The organism is Nostoc sp. TCL240-02, assembly GCF_013343235.1.
Lineage (GTDB): Bacteria > Cyanobacteriota > Cyanobacteriia > Cyanobacteriales > Nostocaceae > Nostoc.
Window position 1 is genome coordinate 5,038,438 of record NZ_CP040094.1, and the last position, 16,694, is coordinate 5,055,131.

At 40.7% G+C, this 16,694-nt stretch carries 17 protein-coding genes and 1 pseudogene; 12 read left to right on the top strand and 6 right to left on the bottom strand.

Features of this window, described 5'->3' with window-relative positions:
• Positions 1 to 222: 222 nt before the first annotated feature.
• Both FBB35_RS34935 and FBB35_RS34940 read right to left on the bottom strand, forming a co-directional pair.
• Positions 223 to 690, bottom strand: coding sequence for a transposase (locus tag FBB35_RS34935; RefSeq protein ID WP_254625646.1), 468 nt, complete (start codon positions 688 to 690; stop codon positions 223 to 225).
• A 111-nt stretch (positions 691 to 801) separates the two neighbouring features.
• Positions 802 to 1,179, bottom strand: coding sequence for a transposase (locus FBB35_RS34940; protein ID WP_254625633.1), 378 nt, complete (start codon positions 1,177 to 1,179; stop codon positions 802 to 804).
• Between the two features lie 49 nt (positions 1,180 to 1,228).
• Here FBB35_RS34940 and FBB35_RS21325 point away from each other — a divergent pair.
• The 7 genes and pseudogenes from FBB35_RS21325 (at position 1,229) to FBB35_RS21355 (ending at position 8,756) form a co-directional block, all read left to right on the top strand.
• Positions 1,229 to 1,910: pseudogene (locus FBB35_RS21325) on the top strand (response regulator).
• A 128-nt stretch (positions 1,911 to 2,038) separates the two neighbouring features.
• Positions 2,039 to 3,475, top strand: a complete 1,437-nt coding sequence (locus FBB35_RS21330; RefSeq protein ID WP_254625647.1) for a CHASE2 domain-containing protein — start codon at positions 2,039 to 2,041, stop codon at positions 3,473 to 3,475.
• A 424-nt stretch (positions 3,476 to 3,899) separates the two neighbouring features.
• Positions 3,900 to 4,622: a DUF928 domain-containing protein gene (locus FBB35_RS21335; protein ID WP_254625648.1), complete on the top strand. Its 723-nt coding sequence runs from the start codon at positions 3,900 to 3,902 to the stop codon at positions 4,620 to 4,622.
• Positions 4,623 to 4,751: 129 nt separating this feature from the next.
• Entirely contained in the window at positions 4,752 to 6,140 is a 1,389-nt protein-coding gene (locus FBB35_RS21340) for a hypothetical protein (protein WP_174711293.1), read from the top strand.
• A gap of 120 nt (positions 6,141 to 6,260) precedes the next feature.
• Positions 6,261 to 7,088: a uroporphyrinogen-III synthase gene (locus tag FBB35_RS21345; RefSeq protein WP_254625649.1), complete on the top strand. Its 828-nt coding sequence runs from the start codon at positions 6,261 to 6,263 to the stop codon at positions 7,086 to 7,088.
• 103 nt (positions 7,089 to 7,191) lie between these two features.
• Positions 7,192 to 7,491, top strand: a complete 300-nt coding sequence (locus FBB35_RS21350) for a 2Fe-2S iron-sulfur cluster-binding protein (RefSeq protein WP_174711295.1) — start codon at positions 7,192 to 7,194, stop codon at positions 7,489 to 7,491.
• Between the two features lie 242 nt (positions 7,492 to 7,733).
• Complete coding sequence (locus FBB35_RS21355) at positions 7,734 to 8,756, top strand: IS4 family transposase (RefSeq protein WP_174708137.1); 1,023 nt, start codon at positions 7,734 to 7,736, stop codon at positions 8,754 to 8,756.
• Positions 8,757 to 8,928: 172 nt separating this feature from the next.
• Here FBB35_RS21355 and FBB35_RS21360 read toward each other — a convergent pair whose 3' ends face one another.
• On the bottom strand, positions 8,929 to 9,369 hold the full coding sequence (locus tag FBB35_RS21360) for an Hsp20/alpha crystallin family protein (RefSeq protein ID WP_174711296.1): 441 nt from the start codon (positions 9,367 to 9,369) through the stop codon (positions 8,929 to 8,931).
• A 493-nt stretch (positions 9,370 to 9,862) separates the two neighbouring features.
• Between FBB35_RS21360 and FBB35_RS21365 the strand changes: the two genes are divergently transcribed.
• Positions 9,863 to 10,183: a multidrug efflux SMR transporter gene (locus FBB35_RS21365; protein WP_174711297.1), complete on the top strand. Its 321-nt coding sequence runs from the start codon at positions 9,863 to 9,865 to the stop codon at positions 10,181 to 10,183.
• Positions 10,184 to 10,512: 329 nt separating this feature from the next.
• Here the strand turns inward: FBB35_RS21365 and FBB35_RS21370 are convergent, their stop codons facing one another.
• A complete protein-coding gene (locus FBB35_RS21370; RefSeq protein ID WP_174711298.1) occupies positions 10,513 to 11,550 on the bottom strand; it encodes an iron ABC transporter permease in 1,038 nt (345 codons plus the stop codon).
• Positions 11,551 to 11,637: 87 nt separating this feature from the next.
• Here FBB35_RS21370 and FBB35_RS21375 point away from each other — a divergent pair, with 87 nt between their 5' ends.
• Positions 11,638 to 11,868 carry a hypothetical protein gene (locus tag FBB35_RS21375; protein ID WP_174711299.1) on the top strand — a complete coding sequence of 77 codons (231 nt, stop codon included), beginning with the start codon at positions 11,638 to 11,640 and terminating at the stop codon, positions 11,866 to 11,868.
• Here the strand turns inward: FBB35_RS21375 and FBB35_RS21380 are convergent.
• The gene (locus FBB35_RS21380; RefSeq protein WP_174711300.1) at positions 11,865 to 12,488 is read right to left on the bottom strand and encodes a 4Fe-4S single cluster domain-containing protein; all 624 of its coding nucleotides are present in this window, start codon (positions 12,486 to 12,488) and stop codon (positions 11,865 to 11,867) included. The genes FBB35_RS21375 and FBB35_RS21380 overlap by 4 nt on opposite strands.
• A gap of 182 nt (positions 12,489 to 12,670) precedes the next feature.
• On the opposite strand from FBB35_RS21380, the gene FBB35_RS21385 reads away from it, so the two are divergent.
• The 3 genes from FBB35_RS21385 (at position 12,671) to FBB35_RS21395 (ending at position 15,638) form a co-directional block, all read left to right on the top strand.
• Positions 12,671 to 13,864 (top strand): NAD(P)/FAD-dependent oxidoreductase, encoded by a 1,194-nt coding sequence (locus FBB35_RS21385; protein WP_174711301.1) that lies wholly within the window; start codon positions 12,671 to 12,673, stop codon positions 13,862 to 13,864.
• 226 nt (positions 13,865 to 14,090) lie between these two features.
• Positions 14,091 to 14,735: an HAD family hydrolase gene (locus tag FBB35_RS21390; protein ID WP_114080555.1), complete on the top strand. Its 645-nt coding sequence runs from the start codon at positions 14,091 to 14,093 to the stop codon at positions 14,733 to 14,735.
• Between the two features lie 165 nt (positions 14,736 to 14,900).
• The gene (locus FBB35_RS21395; protein ID WP_174711302.1) at positions 14,901 to 15,638 is read left to right on the top strand and encodes an SDR family oxidoreductase; all 738 of its coding nucleotides are present in this window, start codon (positions 14,901 to 14,903) and stop codon (positions 15,636 to 15,638) included.
• Between the two features lie 226 nt (positions 15,639 to 15,864).
• Here FBB35_RS21395 and FBB35_RS21400 read toward each other — a convergent pair whose 3' ends face one another.
• Positions 15,865 to 16,296 (bottom strand): hypothetical protein, encoded by a 432-nt coding sequence (locus FBB35_RS21400; protein ID WP_174711303.1) that lies wholly within the window; start codon positions 16,294 to 16,296, stop codon positions 15,865 to 15,867.
• Positions 16,297 to 16,694 lie beyond the last annotated feature (398 nt).

The window sequence follows — 16,694 nt, forward strand, 5'->3', positions numbered from 1 at the left end:
CTCTCAGCATTATTTGCACTTTTCTGCATAGGTAGGACATTCATCTCCAATTAAAATAAGCGGAGACTTTAACAAAGACATTTAAAAGAGTGCTGATTTTAAATATTACCTGCAATGGCTAAGTATTGAGTAGTGAAGCTTAAAAAAACTTTTAATTTGGATAAAAATATGATGATGAAAAGTTTGAAAGAACATCAAGTTTATGGGCATTTATAGCGGTTATCAGTCTTGTGAGGTACAGTAGCAGCAGTGAGTAAACCAACCCAGCAAATTCTCTATTGTCACTTCTGCGAATGCCGTATCTAATGCCTGGAGTAAATCAGGGTATGTCCTTGCACCGATGCGACGGAGAATGTTCTTAATCTTGGACCAACAATTCTCAATCGGTGAAAAATCGGGAGAATAGGGGGGGAGATAAATGAGATGAGCGCCAGCAGCGATGAGCAAAGCTTCAAGTTCATCACTTTTATGGATTGAGCAGTTATCCATGATCACCACTGCACCAGGCCAAAGTTTGGGTACGAGCTTTTGGGCGATGAAGGCATCAAAAGTCAAAGCATCGATAGAACCTAAGCCACTCCATTGGGTGAGCAGTCCTTTCAAGCTAATTGCACCAATTACCGAGACATTTTTCCCTTTGCGGTTGGGCTTTTGAGCATAGCCTGAAGGCCAGGCAAGGCGCGGGCACATTTGCGGATGAAGGACAGATTAACTCCCGATTCATCTAAGAAAATCAGCTCTTCGACGGGTATCCCCCTCAAGAGTTTCCAGTACTCAAATCGGGCTAGTTGGACTTCATCACTACCTTTTTTTGTGAGGTGGAGACTTTTTTTTGAGGTTGAGGTGAAGTTTCCAGCGAACCATCCGATTCACCGTAGCTACCCCAATTAAGACCTCTGTTTTCTCGTAAAGTCGTTCCCGCAATTCGCTTAACGTCGCATCGGGCTGTGCTATGACGAGTTGGCGCAGGATTTCTAACTGTTCAGCATTCAACTTTGTTGCTGTCTGCTCAGTCCGCACCTTGGGGCCTATCATCCCCAATTCTCGATGGCGTTTGAGTAAATTTTGCACAAAACTTAAGGTGACACCAAAGTTTTTAGCCAGTTTTCGTTGGGAAATGTCACCGCAGGCATAAGCATCAACTATTTTTTGACGCAAGTCGAGAGAGTAGGCTTTCATCACCACCAATTATCAGTAGAATTGCTCTCTCCTACTGTACTGAAGTAGACTGATAACCGCTATAGCAGTGGAAAAGAAGCTCGGTATTCTTGTTGTTGATGACCACCAATTAATTTTGACTGGTACTCTTGATGTCTTAAGTCGAAAGTATCCTGAAGCTACTATTATCAAGGCTCAGACGGCAAAAGATACACTTTCTCAAGTGCAATGTTACCAGTTTGACTTGATTGTGATGGATTTATCAATTCCTGATCGCCAAGGAGAGACAGCAGAAATTGATACCGGAATTAAGCTGTTGCAAACTTTGCTTAAAGAATATCCCCATCAGAATTTCATAGTGCAAACTAGTTATGTAAAGGCGTTAATCAGAATTAAACACGAGATTGATAATCATCAAGGTGGGTTTGCGATCGCAGATACAAGGATTACCCGAAGATGAAATGCTCATGCGGGTTAATTTAGCATTTCAAGGTGCAACTCACACAAAAGACATCAAAACAGGAATCGAACTCAAACCGGAATGGTTGGATGTGTTGCGTTTGGCTTTTGAAGAGAGTTTGACAGATAAAGCGATCGCAGACAGAATGTATAAATCGGAACGAGCGGTACGTACTTACTGGACGAAGATTCAGGATGTTTTGGGGGTGTATCCTGAAGACTGCAAGCAAAGTGGTAAGAATATGCGAATCCTTACCGAAATTCGTTCCCGTGAAGAAGGTTTAATTGATTAATTACAGCTATTTTCACTTAAATAGACCACACGCTAGAGGCATAGCAATACGGTTTGGTTAAAGGGGAAAGGTTTTGAATACATCCTTAAAATATGCTGTAAATATAGGGAAAATAAATCCTAAATTAAATGAGAAGGGGAATCTGGAATCGTATTTGCCAAGAATTTGGGTTGTGGTCGCTGGCTGCATCTCCAGGGATTATAGTTCTATTTGTGGTGATGTTGATCCGAATAACTGGGGGAATGCAATCTTGGGAATGGATGCTTCTCGATACGATGTTACGTCTACGTCCGATAGAAAAACGTGATGAACATATAGTAATTGTGGGTATCGATGAAAAGGATATTACATGGGTAAAGCAGTATCCAATTGCAGATGAGAAGATTGCAGAGTTGCTCACCAAGCTGGAAACTTATAAACCCCTAGCTATTGGTTTGGATATCTTCAAAAATGTTCCTGTTGAACCTGGTGGCGAACAACTAGCGCAGGTATTACGGTCAAATTCTAATATTATTGGTATTGAAAAAATTTTACCACCCGGAGAAACTTTACCACCCCAGAGCTTGCCACCCGAAAGAGTTGGGTTTATTGATTTACCTAATGATGAGGATAGCAAAAATCGACGCTATTTGTTGTATACGCCGAATCCTAAAAATGTCAACGAAGATAAATATTCTTTAGCATTGCGGTTAGTTACTAAGTATTTAGACGCAAAAGGAATTGAGTTACAAACGGGAAAAAATGACCCGAATACAATCAGATTCCGTGGGATTGAATTACCCCGAATTACCAATAATTTTGGCGGATACGTCAGGGTCGATGATGGGGGATTGTCAATTTTAATGAACTTCCGCAACAGTGAGCAACCTTTTAATGTTGTATCGCTACGCGATATTCTCAATGGTCAAGTTGATACAGAATTGCTGCGCGATCGCATTGTGTTAGTTGGCAACCGCAATCTGAGTACAGGGGATGCTATTTATACATCAGCCTTGCCTGGCTTGAAATTAAGCGGTCAAATTTATGGCATTGACTATCACGCTCATGTGATCAGTCAAATTTTGAGTAGTGTAATGGATGGTCTCCCAATGTTGAACAGTTGGGGAGATATTGGAGAGTATACATGGATATTGATTTGGGGGGTTTTGCCGATTATGATCGGACGGCTAACCCAGTCTGTTTGGAAAAATATACTGAGTGTGAGTGTAGCAGGATTTTGTCTGTTTAGCTGTGGGTATATAATGCTGTGGGTGTGGGGTGTATGGATTCCTGTAACACCGAGTTTGCTTGTATTAGCCGTGAATGGCGTAGGTTTGAGTGCTTTTGCATTTTACCAGCATGATAAATTCTTGCGATCGCAAATTTACGAACGTCAAAACACCATTCAAAACACTTTTACCGTAATTCATAATGGCCCTTTACAAACCCTTGCTTATGGATTAAAGCATCTGCGTGCTAAAGATATTTCCTACGAGCAATTGCTGGGACAATTTGAAAAGCTCGATCGGGAGATTAGAGAGATTGGCGCTACGCGAATCACTTGCTCCTCGCGGGACTATCTGTGAACTTAGTTGGAAACTTAAGAGAGAATTTGAGTTTTAAAATTTTATATTCATGATTTAAATCGGAGGATGTTTGAAAAGTCTATGGCTGTATTAATATTCTCTATAGTGTCCTTCTCAAAGTCTTCCTTTTTAAGGATGATTTAGGACAATACGCTTGGGTTAGCGCCAAAAACCTTAAACTGCGTAGGTTGAGGAGCCACTGCGTTGGACGGATTCCCCGCCTTGAAGCAAGTGGCGTTTGAGTGACAAAACCCAACATTTATGGGGGTTTGTTGGGTTTCACTTTGTTCAACCCAAGCGTATTGGGATTTAGGAAGATATAAAAATACTTAATACATAAATAGCCAGATTATTTTTCACAAAAATGGGGAAAAATTAAGAATTTTAAAAGTTTCAGATAACCCTACAATCAACAACATCTACCATGAATCATCAACAAATTAGATTTTGGCGAAATAACCGTAGACTTACAAGCTTAGTTGTGGGCGTGACTTTTATAATGACAGCATTCCCAGCATTTGCAGAGTTTAAACCACGCGATCGCAAACCAGCTAGCGGACATTCCCGTGCGGGTGGTTCCCGTGGATGTGCAAGTAACGGCGATATCCCTCTGACACAGCTTGCGCCTCAGACATATATCGGCAAAACCACTTCCACCCGTCCAATGTTAGCTTGGTATATCTCAACTTCCCAAAATGTGCGGTTCCGATTGGCTGAATTTGATTCAGACAACAACCCTAAACAAATTGGCAAATTTAAAGAAATACCCTCAATAGCCGGGATTAACAAGCTAGAACTTACTCGCGATTACCCCGAACTCACAGTGGGTAAAACATATTCATGGCAAATCTCAATTGACTGCGAAAATAGCCCGATTGTTAGACGTGCAGAATTTACCGTCATCAATCCTCAGTCACTCGCTAACAAAGAATTTACTAGCATTCCCGAAAGCGTGAGTTATTATGCTGAAAACGATCTGTGGTATGAAGCATTCAAAGAAGCATTGAAAGCAACTGATAATGGTAAATTAGGGCAGACTGGGGCAACTTTAGTTAAAGAACTTGCAGAGTCTGAAATATTGATAGGTAACGACGCAGAACAAAAAAATACTCAGCAACGCATCGAAATACCTCCAGAAGATTGCTAGCGATCGCTAAATAGAAAATGATGATTTAGATCCCCGGCTTCTTTAAGAAATTGGGGATATGGTTCAACACAAGAAATTCTATCCCGATTCGGGGGTACTTTTTATAGAAGTAACTTATCCTCGGATGTGTTGAGAAGTAATGCAGATGTGCGGGGTGGCACAATAACTATTGACACAGAACGGTTGCGCTTGAGTAATGGTGGAAATATATCAACCTCAGTGTTAATAGGGGGTAAGGGACAAGGGGGTAATTTGGTAGTTCGTGCCACTGATTCTATTGATATTACTGGGGTTGGTGGAGAACTATTATATAGTTCACATCTTGCACCATCAGGTTTATTTGCAGAATTGCAAACGGGAGGAATTGGTTCTGGGGGAAGTATTGATGTGACAATAGGACGCTTAAACCTTAGCAATCAGGGAGAAATTTCTGCCACTACATTTAATCAAGGTAATGCCGGAAATATTGGGATTAATGCCGAGAAAATTGATTTACGAGGAAGTAGCAGAATTATAACTCAGGTTGACAGTGAAGCTAAGGGTAACGCAGGCAATATCAATATCAAAACTCAACTATTAAATGTCCAAGAAGAATCGCAGATATCATCAGGAACTCGGGGAAATGGAAATGCGGGTAATTTAACAGTAAAAGCTGATAACATTATCCTGACTGGTTCAGACAGTGAATCTGCGAGTAGCTTAACATCATCAGTTGACGAAAAGGCTAATGGTCAAGGTGCTGATATAGATATTACTACCAATCGCCTGATTGTACGTGATGATGCTGAAATTGTCTCCGGCAGCCTCGGTACAGGTGACGCTGGAAATATTAGAATTAAAGCTAATTTTATCGAAATTCTGGGAAAAGGTAGTGCGATTGCTTCTTTAACAAATGCAGGTAATGGTGGTGACATTACACTCGATATCGCTGATTTATTACTTTTGCGCGATCGCGGTTTAATTTCAACCACTGCAGGTAGAAGCCAAGTGGGTGGTAATGGCGGTAACATCAATATCAACTCTAAATTCATCGTCGCCATCCCCGAAGAAAACAGCGATATCAGTGCAAATGCATACACTGGAACTGGTGGAAAAGTTAAAATCAACTCGCAAGGTATCTTCGGTATCGAAGCACGTTCACAGCCAACCGACAAAAGCGATATTACTGCAAGTTCGCAATTAGGCGTTTCAGGGTTCACAGATATTAACGCACCCGATACCAGTTCTATTCAAAACAGCTTTACTGAAGCATCTCCAAACCTTATCGACACCAATGCACTTATCGCCAACAGTTGCATTTCACGTAGTTCCAAGCAAGGTGGTACATTTTTCATCACTGGTTCTGGCGCTTTACGCAATAGTCCAGGGAATGGATTAATTTCAGTATATTCAACTGGTGAAGTGCGTAATGTTGAACCAACATCACGCGCTTGGAAAAAAGGCGACCCTATTATCGAAGCAGAAGGGGTTTATCGGCTAGCTAATGGACAGTTGCTACTCAGTCGAGGATGTCAGTGAAGGAGGCGGGAATTTATCTGTTGCTGTCAACCCATCTAAATACCAATGCTCATTTTGGATCGGATTGAGCTTATATCATTTATTCATAAACAAATGCATATCCAATCAACACAAATTAATATGCTCACTCCATCTAGAGAATTACCTCTATATAGCAAGAGAATTTTAGTAACAGCACCGAGAAATTATGCTTGTAGGTTATCTGAACAAATTATCAAGCAAGGTGGTCTACCTGTTTTGATGCCTACTATCGAAATCTGCTATTTATCAAACTACACTAACTTAGACGCTGCTCTCAATCGCATAGCTGAATTTGATTGGATTGTCTTCACAAGTAGAAATGGCATCACTGCATTTTTTCACCGGATGAATGATTTAAATATTCCTGTATCTCTGGTACAAAAATGCCAATTATGTGCTTTAGGAAAAGACGCAGAAAGCTTATTATATTTTTGTGGCAAGGTAGATTTAATTCCAACAGAATCCAGCCCAGGTGGAATTGTGGCGGAATTAGCAAAAATGCCTCAAATTCAGAATCAAAAAGTGCTGATACCTGCCCCAGAAGTTGTTGGTTTACCTGAGCCTGATGTTGTACCCAATTTAATTACGGATTTGCAGCAATTGGGCATAGAAGTAACTCGCGTACCCACATATATTACACAGGGCTTAGACACAAGTATCTACAGTGTTGAATTAAACCAGATGCGTCAAGGAACGATCGATGTCATTGCCTTTAGTAGCACGGCGGAAGTAGAAAGCTTTTTGACAATGGTTAACTCACAAAGCGATTATGAGCGTTGTATTATTGCATGTTTTGGCCCTTATACAACTGCTAATGCGCGAAAGTTGGGTGTGGATGTCTCCATTGTGTCTAGGGATTATAGTTCATTTGAGGGATTTGCTGAAGCGATCGCAGAATTTTTTACTCTCACTTCCAATTCAGACTAAGCGCTTCAGGATGTAGAGTAATCAAACACATTTAACTCTAGACTAGCAGCACATAAACCCGTAGGATCAACAATGTAGTTCACATTTAACTAGGGATTGTTACATGGCAACTTATAAAGTCACATTAAAGACTCCAGATGAAGAAAAAACAATTGAAGTTTCTGAAGATGATTACATTCTAGAGATTGCTAACGAAGAAAATGAGATGGACTTGCCTTACTCTTGTAATGCTGGTTCCTGCTCAACCTGCGCTGGTAAGCTGGTTTCAGGTACAGTTGACCAATCAGATCAGAACTTCTTAGACGATGATCAAATAGACGCAGGATGGGTTCTCACCTGCGTTGCCAAGCCCACTTCTGACTGTGTAATCCTAACCCATCAAGAAGATGAGCTTAACGGTTAACTAAGAAATGTAGATTTAATCAAGAGCAAATATTGTCGGGTGCGTTAGAACATTTGTCCTAGCGCACCTCAAATCTGAGGAGATACCGTACTCTTGGTAATAACACACTCTAGATTTAGAATTTTGCACTTTCCTAATAAGTCTATATAGCTTCAGAAGTGTTGAATGTTAAGAAAAATCCGATAAAAATAGCCCAAAATATGGTAGTTTTGGGCTAAGGCTTAAAATATATTAGTTTGATTGTGATTATAAATTCATTTCCCAAAATTGTCAAAGATATACTGAAAAGCCTGCCAAAAAACGATTATCCAGTATTGAACAGTCGTCTGTTTTTTGAGTGCTGGCTATCCTATGCCCTGGATAACAGCTTAACAAGTATGCGAGATTTGTTTAACAGATTAAATAACAATTGTTTTGAGGTAGATATTTCTACTTTCTCTAAAGCAAATTTACATCGAAGCCAAAAACCTTTTCAAGAGATTTACCAAAAATTAAATGAATTAGTACAGAAGAAAGTTCAAAAAAAGTTACACAATAAATATGCAATTTGTCCAATAGATTCAACAATTATTACTCTCACAAGTAAATTGTTATGGGTACTAGGTCATCATCAAGTCAAGCTGTTTAGTTCCTTAAATCTCTCCACAGGAAGCCCAGAAGATAACTTCATCAATTTTGGACATGACCATGATTATAAATTTGGTTCCAAAATGATGTCTAGTCTCCCAATAAATGCTGTTGGAGTAATGGATAGGGGTTTTGCTGGATTAAAATTTATCCAAGAATTAGTACAAGAAAACAAATATTTTGTTTTGCGGATAAAAAACAATTGGAAACTAGAATTTGATGGCTCAAATGGATTGGTCAAAGTTGGTGCATCTGATGATGCTCAAGCTTATAGAGTAATTAATTTCTGTGATTTAGAGACAAAAACCGAGTTTCGCTTAGTGACTAATTTACCAGAGTCGGGAGATGCAGCTGTTCATGATGATGAAATTAGGGATATTTATCGATTACGTTGGGGAGTTGAATTGTTGTGGAAGTTTTTAAAGATGCACTTAAAACTTGACAAACTCATTACCAAAAACGTCAATGGTATTACCATACAAATTTACGTGAGCTTGATAGCCTATCTGATTTTACAGCTTTTATCTATTCCCGAACAATGGGGACATACACTATTAGATAAATTCCGCTATCTTCAATCTTGTATGTGTCAGAAAATCAGCTATGTTCATTGGTTTGAGGAGATGATGTTTTGCTGACTAATTTAAGCTTTTGAGACTTAGTGTAACTAATAATGTAAAGTTTTGTATCAGCATTCAACATTTCTGATATAGCTTGAGTCATTCACACTAAAAAGCGCTCCTTTTATAGAGAGCGCTTTTTATTTATTTTAATAGATAGCTAGCAGATATAAAGCAGAAATGAGCCAGATTATGCTAGATTAACTTTGACGACTTTGTTCTTTTCTTCTTCAGCTTTGAGTAGAGTCAGGTTCAAGATGCCATCTTTATAATCTGCCTTGACGTTAGTATTTTGAATCCGAGTAGGTAAAGGAATTACACGTTGGAATTTACCGTACTGAAATTCGCTCTTGATTACACCTTTCTCTTCAGATTTAGCTTCAGACTTCCGCTCACCACTGAGGTATACAGCATTTTCTGTAACTTGCAAATCCAGGTCTTTAGCCTCAATTCCCGGAAGTTCTACTTTTAGATGAATTGTATCTTCAGTTTCTTTTAACTCAGCAGCAGGAACTCTAGAGTAGCCTCTCTCTAAAAAGGCAGATGGCAAAGTTTCTTCATCAAATAAACGATTGATTTGGCGTTGTATTGTGTTCAATTCTTGCCAGGGGTTCCAACGTACTAATGTCATCTTTCTACCTCGTATAATCAGTAGGTTTGCTGTTCAACTAATTGAGGATTTGTTTCCTTGCTTTTCATAGTATTTAAAAATAAAAGTGGTGTAAATTCGGTTTTTATCACATGATTTATGATGATTACCGAACCACAAAAAATGTAGGGTAATCTGAACTAGCGGGGTTCGGTAAACTCGACAAGAGAGACTTGAATTGAAAAATTCTCTAATTTATAATTTCTAGAATATGCTTGTAAGCTAATATTAGGCAGATAGATACCTAGCTTATTTGAGAAGCCAGGCATCGGGATTAATAAGCTATTTATTAGGAACAATAATATACCAATTATATTTTGATTTTGCCGCAAGTTTGAACCAAATTATTCTGTGCAGTTTCACAAATAATTGATATTAGGATATTTGCTCAATCAATAATATCAATTAAAAGTGTTGTATTTTTTTGTTTTCATAGAGATAATAAAAGACTGCTAACAAACAGCCCACAAAAGATATGTCAACAAGTTGGATTTATCTCATCGCCGCAATACTTTTTGAGGTTTCAGGCACAACTTGCATGAAGTTATCAGAAGGATTTACTAAATTAGTCCCTTCAGTATTAATATTTATTTTTTATGGACTTTGTTTTAGTTTTTTAACTCTCGCTCTCAAGAGACTTGAAGTAAGCGTGGCTTATTCTGTCTGGGCTGGGTTGGGAACTGTCCTAATTGCGATCATTGGTATTATTTGGTTTCGTGAATCTGCTACATTTATCAAACTTTTGTCGATCGCCCTCATAATTTTGGGTGTAATTGGTATAAATGCAAGTGAATAAATAAAAATACCCCGTCTATTTTAAAATAAACGAGGTAAATAAACCAAAACTGATCATTCTGCTTGTTGCTGTTGTAGTGAATACACCAGCAATTTTTATTATTCCGTTAGCAAAGCAAAATGAGCGGACTTAGTTAAATGCTTTTAAAAGTATAGTAAACCTCGGTAAATATAGCCCACAAGTAATTTACTTTTAATACTTTACCAGAGACAACCAAACTCATACAGCCAATTTGGCAGGTTTTTTATACACTGAGGCGTAAAGGATATTATTTTATAGTCTCAACTTAAGCTAGAAAACAATTTTGGCTTTAATTTAAGCGGATTAACTCAAAATTTATTAAACCCAGCAGAACGACGATAAAGTAACCAGATAAATAGCGGTGAACCCAGCAAAGCGGTGACAGAACCTACTGGGAGTTCTACTGCTCCTAATCTAGAGAGTAAATCTGCAAAAGTCAGTAACCATGCACCTGCAAGGGCGGAAAGTGGTAAAACAAAGCGATGATCTGTACCAACAATGAGGCGGACACCGTGAGGGACAACAAGACCAACAAATCCAATCAAACCACTGATGCTGACTGCACCTGCGGCTAAGAGAGTGGCGACACCACCAATTAACAAGCGCGATCGCGTCAACGAAACCCCCAAACCCACAGCCAAATCATCTCCCAAAGCCAGCACATTTACCGATCGCGCCAGCAAACATCCCCCGATCAATGCAACAATAATGTAAGGGCCAGCCGTCGAAATTTCTTGCCAACCCCGTCCATTGAGACTACCAACCAGCCAACTGAGCGCAATTTGAATTTGACCATCTTCAGCTAAAAGCAGCAATGTACTTTGTACAGCACCAAATAAAGAACTTATCGCCACACCGCCTAAAATTAACCGCTCAACCGAAATTCCTGACCCCGCACGACCAAGTAAAATAACGATCGCAGAAGTCAAAATTGCCCCCATCCACGCTGCTAAAGGAATTGCGATCGGGAATATTTGCCACACAATCATCACAATCACAATTAATCCAGCACCCGCAGAAATGCCCAAAATAAATGGATCGGCAAGACTATTGCGTAACATCCCTTGCAGTAATGCTCCTGACATTCCCAAAGCCGCGCCGACAATGAGAGCAGCCGTAATGCGCGGGAGACGTAAATCCCAAAGAATTGTCTGTTTAATCGGATCGCCTTTGTGGAGTATGGCTTGCCAAAATTCCGACATACTTAAAGGTACTGCTCCTTGAGAAAGCGACAGCGCGAGCGTTATCACCAGTGCTGCACTCAGGAGTAAAACAGCCCAAAGTACGCGGTGTTCAGTAAAAATTGTCTTAAATGGTTTAGCCAAATTCCGGCCTAGTATTTTCATTAACTGTAATCTGTCTCAAACAAAGCTGCATTTGCATATAGTTTCTCTTCGATGAGTGAGCGGGAGGTAAAATTCGAGCCTCAGAAGGTGAACGTTGAGCCTCAGAAGGTGAACGTTGAACCTCAGAAGATGGAAGTTGAGCTTCAGAAGATGGAAGTTGAGCTTCAGAAGGTGAAAGTTGACCCTCAGAAGGTGAAAGTTGACCCTCAGAAGGTGAACGTTGAACCTCAGAAGGTGAACATTCATCTTCTGAGGCTAAATCTTTTTATGCCCAATGCCCAATGCCCAATGCCCCATGCCCAATTCCCAATACCTTAAGTCAATTCCAGCCCACCTTGATAACCAGTGACAATGCGCCCACCATCCTTGAGGATGTGGACTTCTATCTGATCGCTAGCCCAAGTAATTTGGTCTTGGAAAGCCGGGTTTAAGACACGAACCCGTTGATTGCTAGAAGAAACTGGAGAGTTAGGAGAATTAATTGCCAGAGATTGGACAAAAGGCCCGTCAATCAAGATATCAAGTTGTTCTAACAATTCTTGGGAACCTGGTGGCGCAGATTGAGACTGTAGTTGCTTGAGAGTAAACCCAGAAAAAGACATTACATTTAACCCAGCAGCTTTTACTTTACGAGCTAAAGATGCCAATGCAGTTGCTTGCCAAAAGGGTTCTCCACCAGAGAATGTTACACCTGTGTTGTGGGGATTGCTAAGAATATTCTCGGCAAGGGTATCAACAGCAATCAATTGGTTAGCCTCAAATGACCAAGAGTTAGTATTAAAGCAGCCAGGACACTCACGAAGACAACCTTGTACCCAGACGACTGCACGACAACCAGGGCCATTAACTTCTGACTGATCGACGTAACCCATAATGTTGAGATAGCCAGGGGAAATTTCCATGAGTGCTAGCGATGGGTCAGTTGGCTTAATTTCCATCTCTTTAACTCCTTTTAGCCGTTGCCTGTTAACCGTTAAATATAGCGAATCGACCATTAGATAACTGTGACCATTAATGATTAATCTCTCAAAAACTTGATGGGATTTTGAAAAGTCCGCATTAACTGACTAGACTGAAGTTAGTTGCCCAGCTTGTATTGATCCTTTTATAGATAAAATCGATGACTCAACAAAATTCTAGAATTTGTATCCTTGGTGGAGGCTTTGGTGGTCTCTACACAGCCTTGCGCTTAAGCCAGTTACCTTGGGAATCTACGCAAAAACCCGAAATTGTTCTGGTAGATCAAAGCGATCGCTTCTTATTCTCCCCTTTACTTTACGAATTACTCACTGGCGAACTACAAACCTGGGAAATTGCCCCACCTTTTGAAGAACTTTTACAAGGCACAGGGGTGCGTTTTTATCAAGGGGTTGTGTCTGGAATTGACATCGACCAGCAACGGGTAAATATACATGAAGGGCCAGAAATCCCTTATGATCGCTTAGTGCTGGCACTAGGAGGCGAGACACCGCTAGATTTAGTCCCCGGTGCAACAACCTACGGCTACCCATTCCGCACCATCTCTGATGCCTATCGTTTAGAAGAACGCCTGCGATTTTTAGAAGAATCGGATGCTGATAAAATTCGGGTGGCAATTATTGGGGCTGGTTACAGTGGTGTAGAGTTAGCCTGTAAGTTAGCCGACAGACTCGGTGAAAGAGGACGCTTTCGGATCGTTGAAATCGCCGATCAAATTTTGCGAACTTCTCCAGAGTTTAACCGGGAAGCAGCAAAAAAAGCAATAGAAGCCCGTGGTGTGTTTCTAGATTTAGAAACCAAAGTCGAATTAATAGAGCAAAATAGCATCACCCTAGAGTACAAAAACCAGTTAGATACCATACCCGTAGATTTGGTGATTTGGACTGTGGGAAATAGAGTTACGCCTGTCGTGAAATCTCTTCCCCTTAAGCAAAATCAGCGCGGTCAAATTAGCACTACATCTAATTTACAAGCGATCGATCATCCAGAAATCTTTGCCTTGGGAGATTTAGCAGACTGTCATGATGTTGAAGGACAGCAAGTCCCTGCCACGGCACAAGCGGCTTTTCAGCAAGCTGATTATACTGCTTGGAATATCTGGGCAAGTCTCACTAATCGTCCTCTCCTTCCCTTCCACTACCAACAGTTAGGAGAAATGATGACATTGGGTAAAAACAACGCCACCCTTACTGGTTTGGGAATTAAACTAGATGGGCCATTAGCATCCGTCGCCCGTCGGATTGCCTATTTATATAGGTTGCCAACTTTAGACCATCAACTCAAAGTTGGTTTTAATTGGCTAGTGCGTCCAATCATCGAGACACTTTCTAAGTAACTTAATTGGGAACTTTTACTGAGCGACTTGTGCCGAGCGAAGTCGAGGTAAGTCGAAGTATGGGGAATTGGGAATTGGGAATGGGGACTAATGACCAATGACAAATGACCAGTGACAATGATTTGGTTTATTTCCGCCAACTTACTTAGGAGATGCTAAACTCTACCCACAGAAGCTTTTAACAAGCCAAAATCTAAAATTCCACATTCAAAATCTTCAAACTTTGATGGAACAACCAAAAGTTATTTTTTTAGATGCTGTGGGTACACTCTTCGATGTTAAAGGCAGTGTGGGTAAAGTTTATAGTCAGATAGCTGAAGAATTTGGTGTGACGGTTCCAGCCGAAACATTGAATACAGCCTTCATCAAAAGCTTTAAAGCAGCCCCGCCGCCGATATTTCCAGATGCAGAACTCCAAGATATTCCCCAGCGCGAGTTTGATTGGTGGCGGATAATTGCCCTGAACACTTTTGAAAGTGCAGGTGTCCTCAAGGAATTTTCTGACTTTTCGGCTTTTTTTAGCGAACTTTACATCCACTTTGGCACTGGCGAACCGTGGTTTGTCTATCCCGATGTCTTACCAGCTTTAATTAACTGGCGGCGGTTGGGGGTTACTTTGGGGGTGCTGTCCAATTTTGATTCTCGGATTTATTCAGTATTGCAAAGTTTGGGATTGAGAGAGTTTTTTACCTCTGTCACTATTGCTACTCAAGTACGTGCAGCTAAACCCGATCCTCAAATTTTTGCTATTGCTTTAGATAAACATAAATGTTCCCCTTCAGCAGCATGGCATATTGGCGATAGCGTTGTAGAAGACTACTACGCCGCTAAAGCAGCAGGACTCAGAGGCGTTTGGATCAATCGTGGTTAATAAGGAGATACTTTAGCGATTTTTAACGGGACAGAACTCAAACGGTGTGATGATAGCAGTTCGGATTAGTGACGCTGCCGGGACAAAAACGTTGATCTAGCTACAAGCTAGTTGATATGGTTGCATAAAATAGCACCCAATATTTCATAACCCAGATTAATCAATATGTCTCTTATTCAAAACAAAGTGATAATCATCACCGGAGCCAGCAGTGGTTTAGGTGAAGCAACTGCAAAGCGACTTGCTGCTAGTGGAGCCAAACTGATGCTGGCCGCCCGCCGCGAAGATCGGCTCAAAGATTTGATTGCAGAGATCGCTAAATCAGGAGGGACTGCAACCTATCGAGTAACAGATGTAACAGATCGCTCAGAAGTGGAAGCCTTGGTCAAGGAAACTTTGAGTACATACAGCCGGATCGATGTGCTAATTAATAATGCCGGCTTGATGCCTCTCTCTCGCCTTGAGCAAGTAAAGGTGGAGGAGTGGGATCGGATGATTGATGTTAACATCAAGGGCGTTCTGTATGGGATTGCTGCCGTGTTGCCGATTATGCGTCAGCAAAAGTCTGGTCACGTTATTAACCTATCGTCTGTGGCTGGACATAAGGTGTTTCCGGGATCAGCAGTCTACTGTGCTACCAAGTATGCAGTGCGAGCAATCTCTGAAGGGTTACGACTAGAGTCAAACGGCGAAATTCGTTCGACTAATATCTCACCAGGAGCCGTTGCCACTGAACTGACTACCACGATTACCGATAAAGACACAGCAGCAGGAATTGATCAACTCTATGCGATCGCCATTGATGCAGATGCGATCGCCCGGGCGATCGCATACGCCATTGAGCAACCCGATGATGTTGATGTGAACGAAATGATCATCCGTCCAACACGTCAAGAACTTTAGATTTAGGTTCACAAAAGACGTAAGACACGATTAAACCAAGCTTTGCAGGGACTTAGTTGAGATGGTTAAAATTTAATACGGTTCAGTTAGCGCCAAAAACCTTTTAAACTGCAAATGTAATGAGTGTGATCGCACTCATTACATTTGCAATAGCAGAGATGGTATTGTTTGTGGCGATCGCTCGGCTATAAAAGAGCCGGACGATCGCACCGATCAACTAATTTCCTTACTTTACCAACACCTTCGTGCCATCACTACTTGTCGTTACTTTCTCTGTATTTGGTGTCATCACTGTTGTGATCGTCGTTTTTGGCGCAGTCTTCCCTACGGATCGCTTACTACTCTTGCGTGGTTTACCCCCTGCCTGCATATACTGCAAACTGTTCTTACCGTAGCGCGTCGCCACACTCATTAACATTTTTTCCGAGTAGCTTCTCAAATCCTGCTCTAGCAATTCAATCTGCCCTACCGCTTCATCAAGTGTAGAAAGCATTGTGTTGTAGCTCGATAGCTTTGTTTGCAAGGTTTGAATCCGCTTTTCATACTCCGCTAAATTTAAGCTATCGCTAAACTCAAGCGTTTCGCTAATCGATCTCATCCCTGATATTCGTAGCGTTGCTTTATCTAATACCAGAGAACTGCGTTTCAGTCGCGCCATGAATCCCTCTCTTGCAAAAACTTATATGAAAATTAGTACAGACTTGTGATTCCACTTTAGCTATTTGCCATTCTTCTCCCCCTGAGTAAAAACCACCAAAACTAAAGTGAAGTTTACGGTAAAATCTGATATTTATTCCCTAATTTCACTTGAAATCTTTAAAATTATTTGTATAAAAAACTTTATAAGAAGAATATCGAATACACTTAGAGACGTAGCACTGCTACGTCTCTACAAGGTTTTGGGTTTTATATATGTACTTTATTTACCTGAAATGTGCTGTAACTAAACCGTATTGGTGTTGAAGTACTCAAATATCGTGTTGAAGTACTCAAATATTGTGTTGAAGTACTCAAATATCGTGTTGAAGTACTCAAATATTGTGTTGAAGTACTCAA

Bases quoted from the DNA above. Each gene is read 5' to 3' on its own strand.
- FBB35_RS34935 (WP_254625646.1), bottom strand. From the start codon at position 690: ATGTGCCCGCGCCTTGCCTGGCCTTCAGGCTATGCTCAAAAGCCCAAC.
- FBB35_RS34940 (WP_254625633.1), bottom strand. From the start codon at position 1,179: ATGAAAGCCTACTCTCTCGACTTGCGTCAAAAAATAGTTGATGCTTAT.
- FBB35_RS21330 (WP_254625647.1), top strand. From the start codon at position 2,039: ATGAGAAGGGGAATCTGGAATCGTATTTGCCAAGAATTTGGGTTGTGG.
- FBB35_RS21335 (WP_254625648.1), top strand. From the start codon at position 3,900: ATGAATCATCAACAAATTAGATTTTGGCGAAATAACCGTAGACTTACA.
- FBB35_RS21345 (WP_254625649.1), top strand. From the start codon at position 6,261: ATGCTCACTCCATCTAGAGAATTACCTCTATATAGCAAGAGAATTTTA.
- FBB35_RS21350 (WP_174711295.1), top strand. From the start codon at position 7,192: ATGGCAACTTATAAAGTCACATTAAAGACTCCAGATGAAGAAAAAACA.
- FBB35_RS21360 (WP_174711296.1), bottom strand. From the start codon at position 9,369: ATGACATTAGTACGTTGGAACCCCTGGCAAGAATTGAACACAATACAA.
- FBB35_RS21365 (WP_174711297.1), top strand. From the start codon at position 9,863: ATGTCAACAAGTTGGATTTATCTCATCGCCGCAATACTTTTTGAGGTT.
- FBB35_RS21370 (WP_174711298.1), bottom strand. From the start codon at position 11,550: ATGAAAATACTAGGCCGGAATTTGGCTAAACCATTTAAGACAATTTTT.
- FBB35_RS21380 (WP_174711300.1), bottom strand. From the start codon at position 12,488: ATGGAAATTAAGCCAACTGACCCATCGCTAGCACTCATGGAAATTTCC.
- FBB35_RS21385 (WP_174711301.1), top strand. From the start codon at position 12,671: ATGACTCAACAAAATTCTAGAATTTGTATCCTTGGTGGAGGCTTTGGT.
- FBB35_RS21390 (WP_114080555.1), top strand. From the start codon at position 14,091: ATGGAACAACCAAAAGTTATTTTTTTAGATGCTGTGGGTACACTCTTC.
- FBB35_RS21395 (WP_174711302.1), top strand. From the start codon at position 14,901: ATGTCTCTTATTCAAAACAAAGTGATAATCATCACCGGAGCCAGCAGT.
- FBB35_RS21400 (WP_174711303.1), bottom strand. From the start codon at position 16,296: ATGGCGCGACTGAAACGCAGTTCTCTGGTATTAGATAAAGCAACGCTA.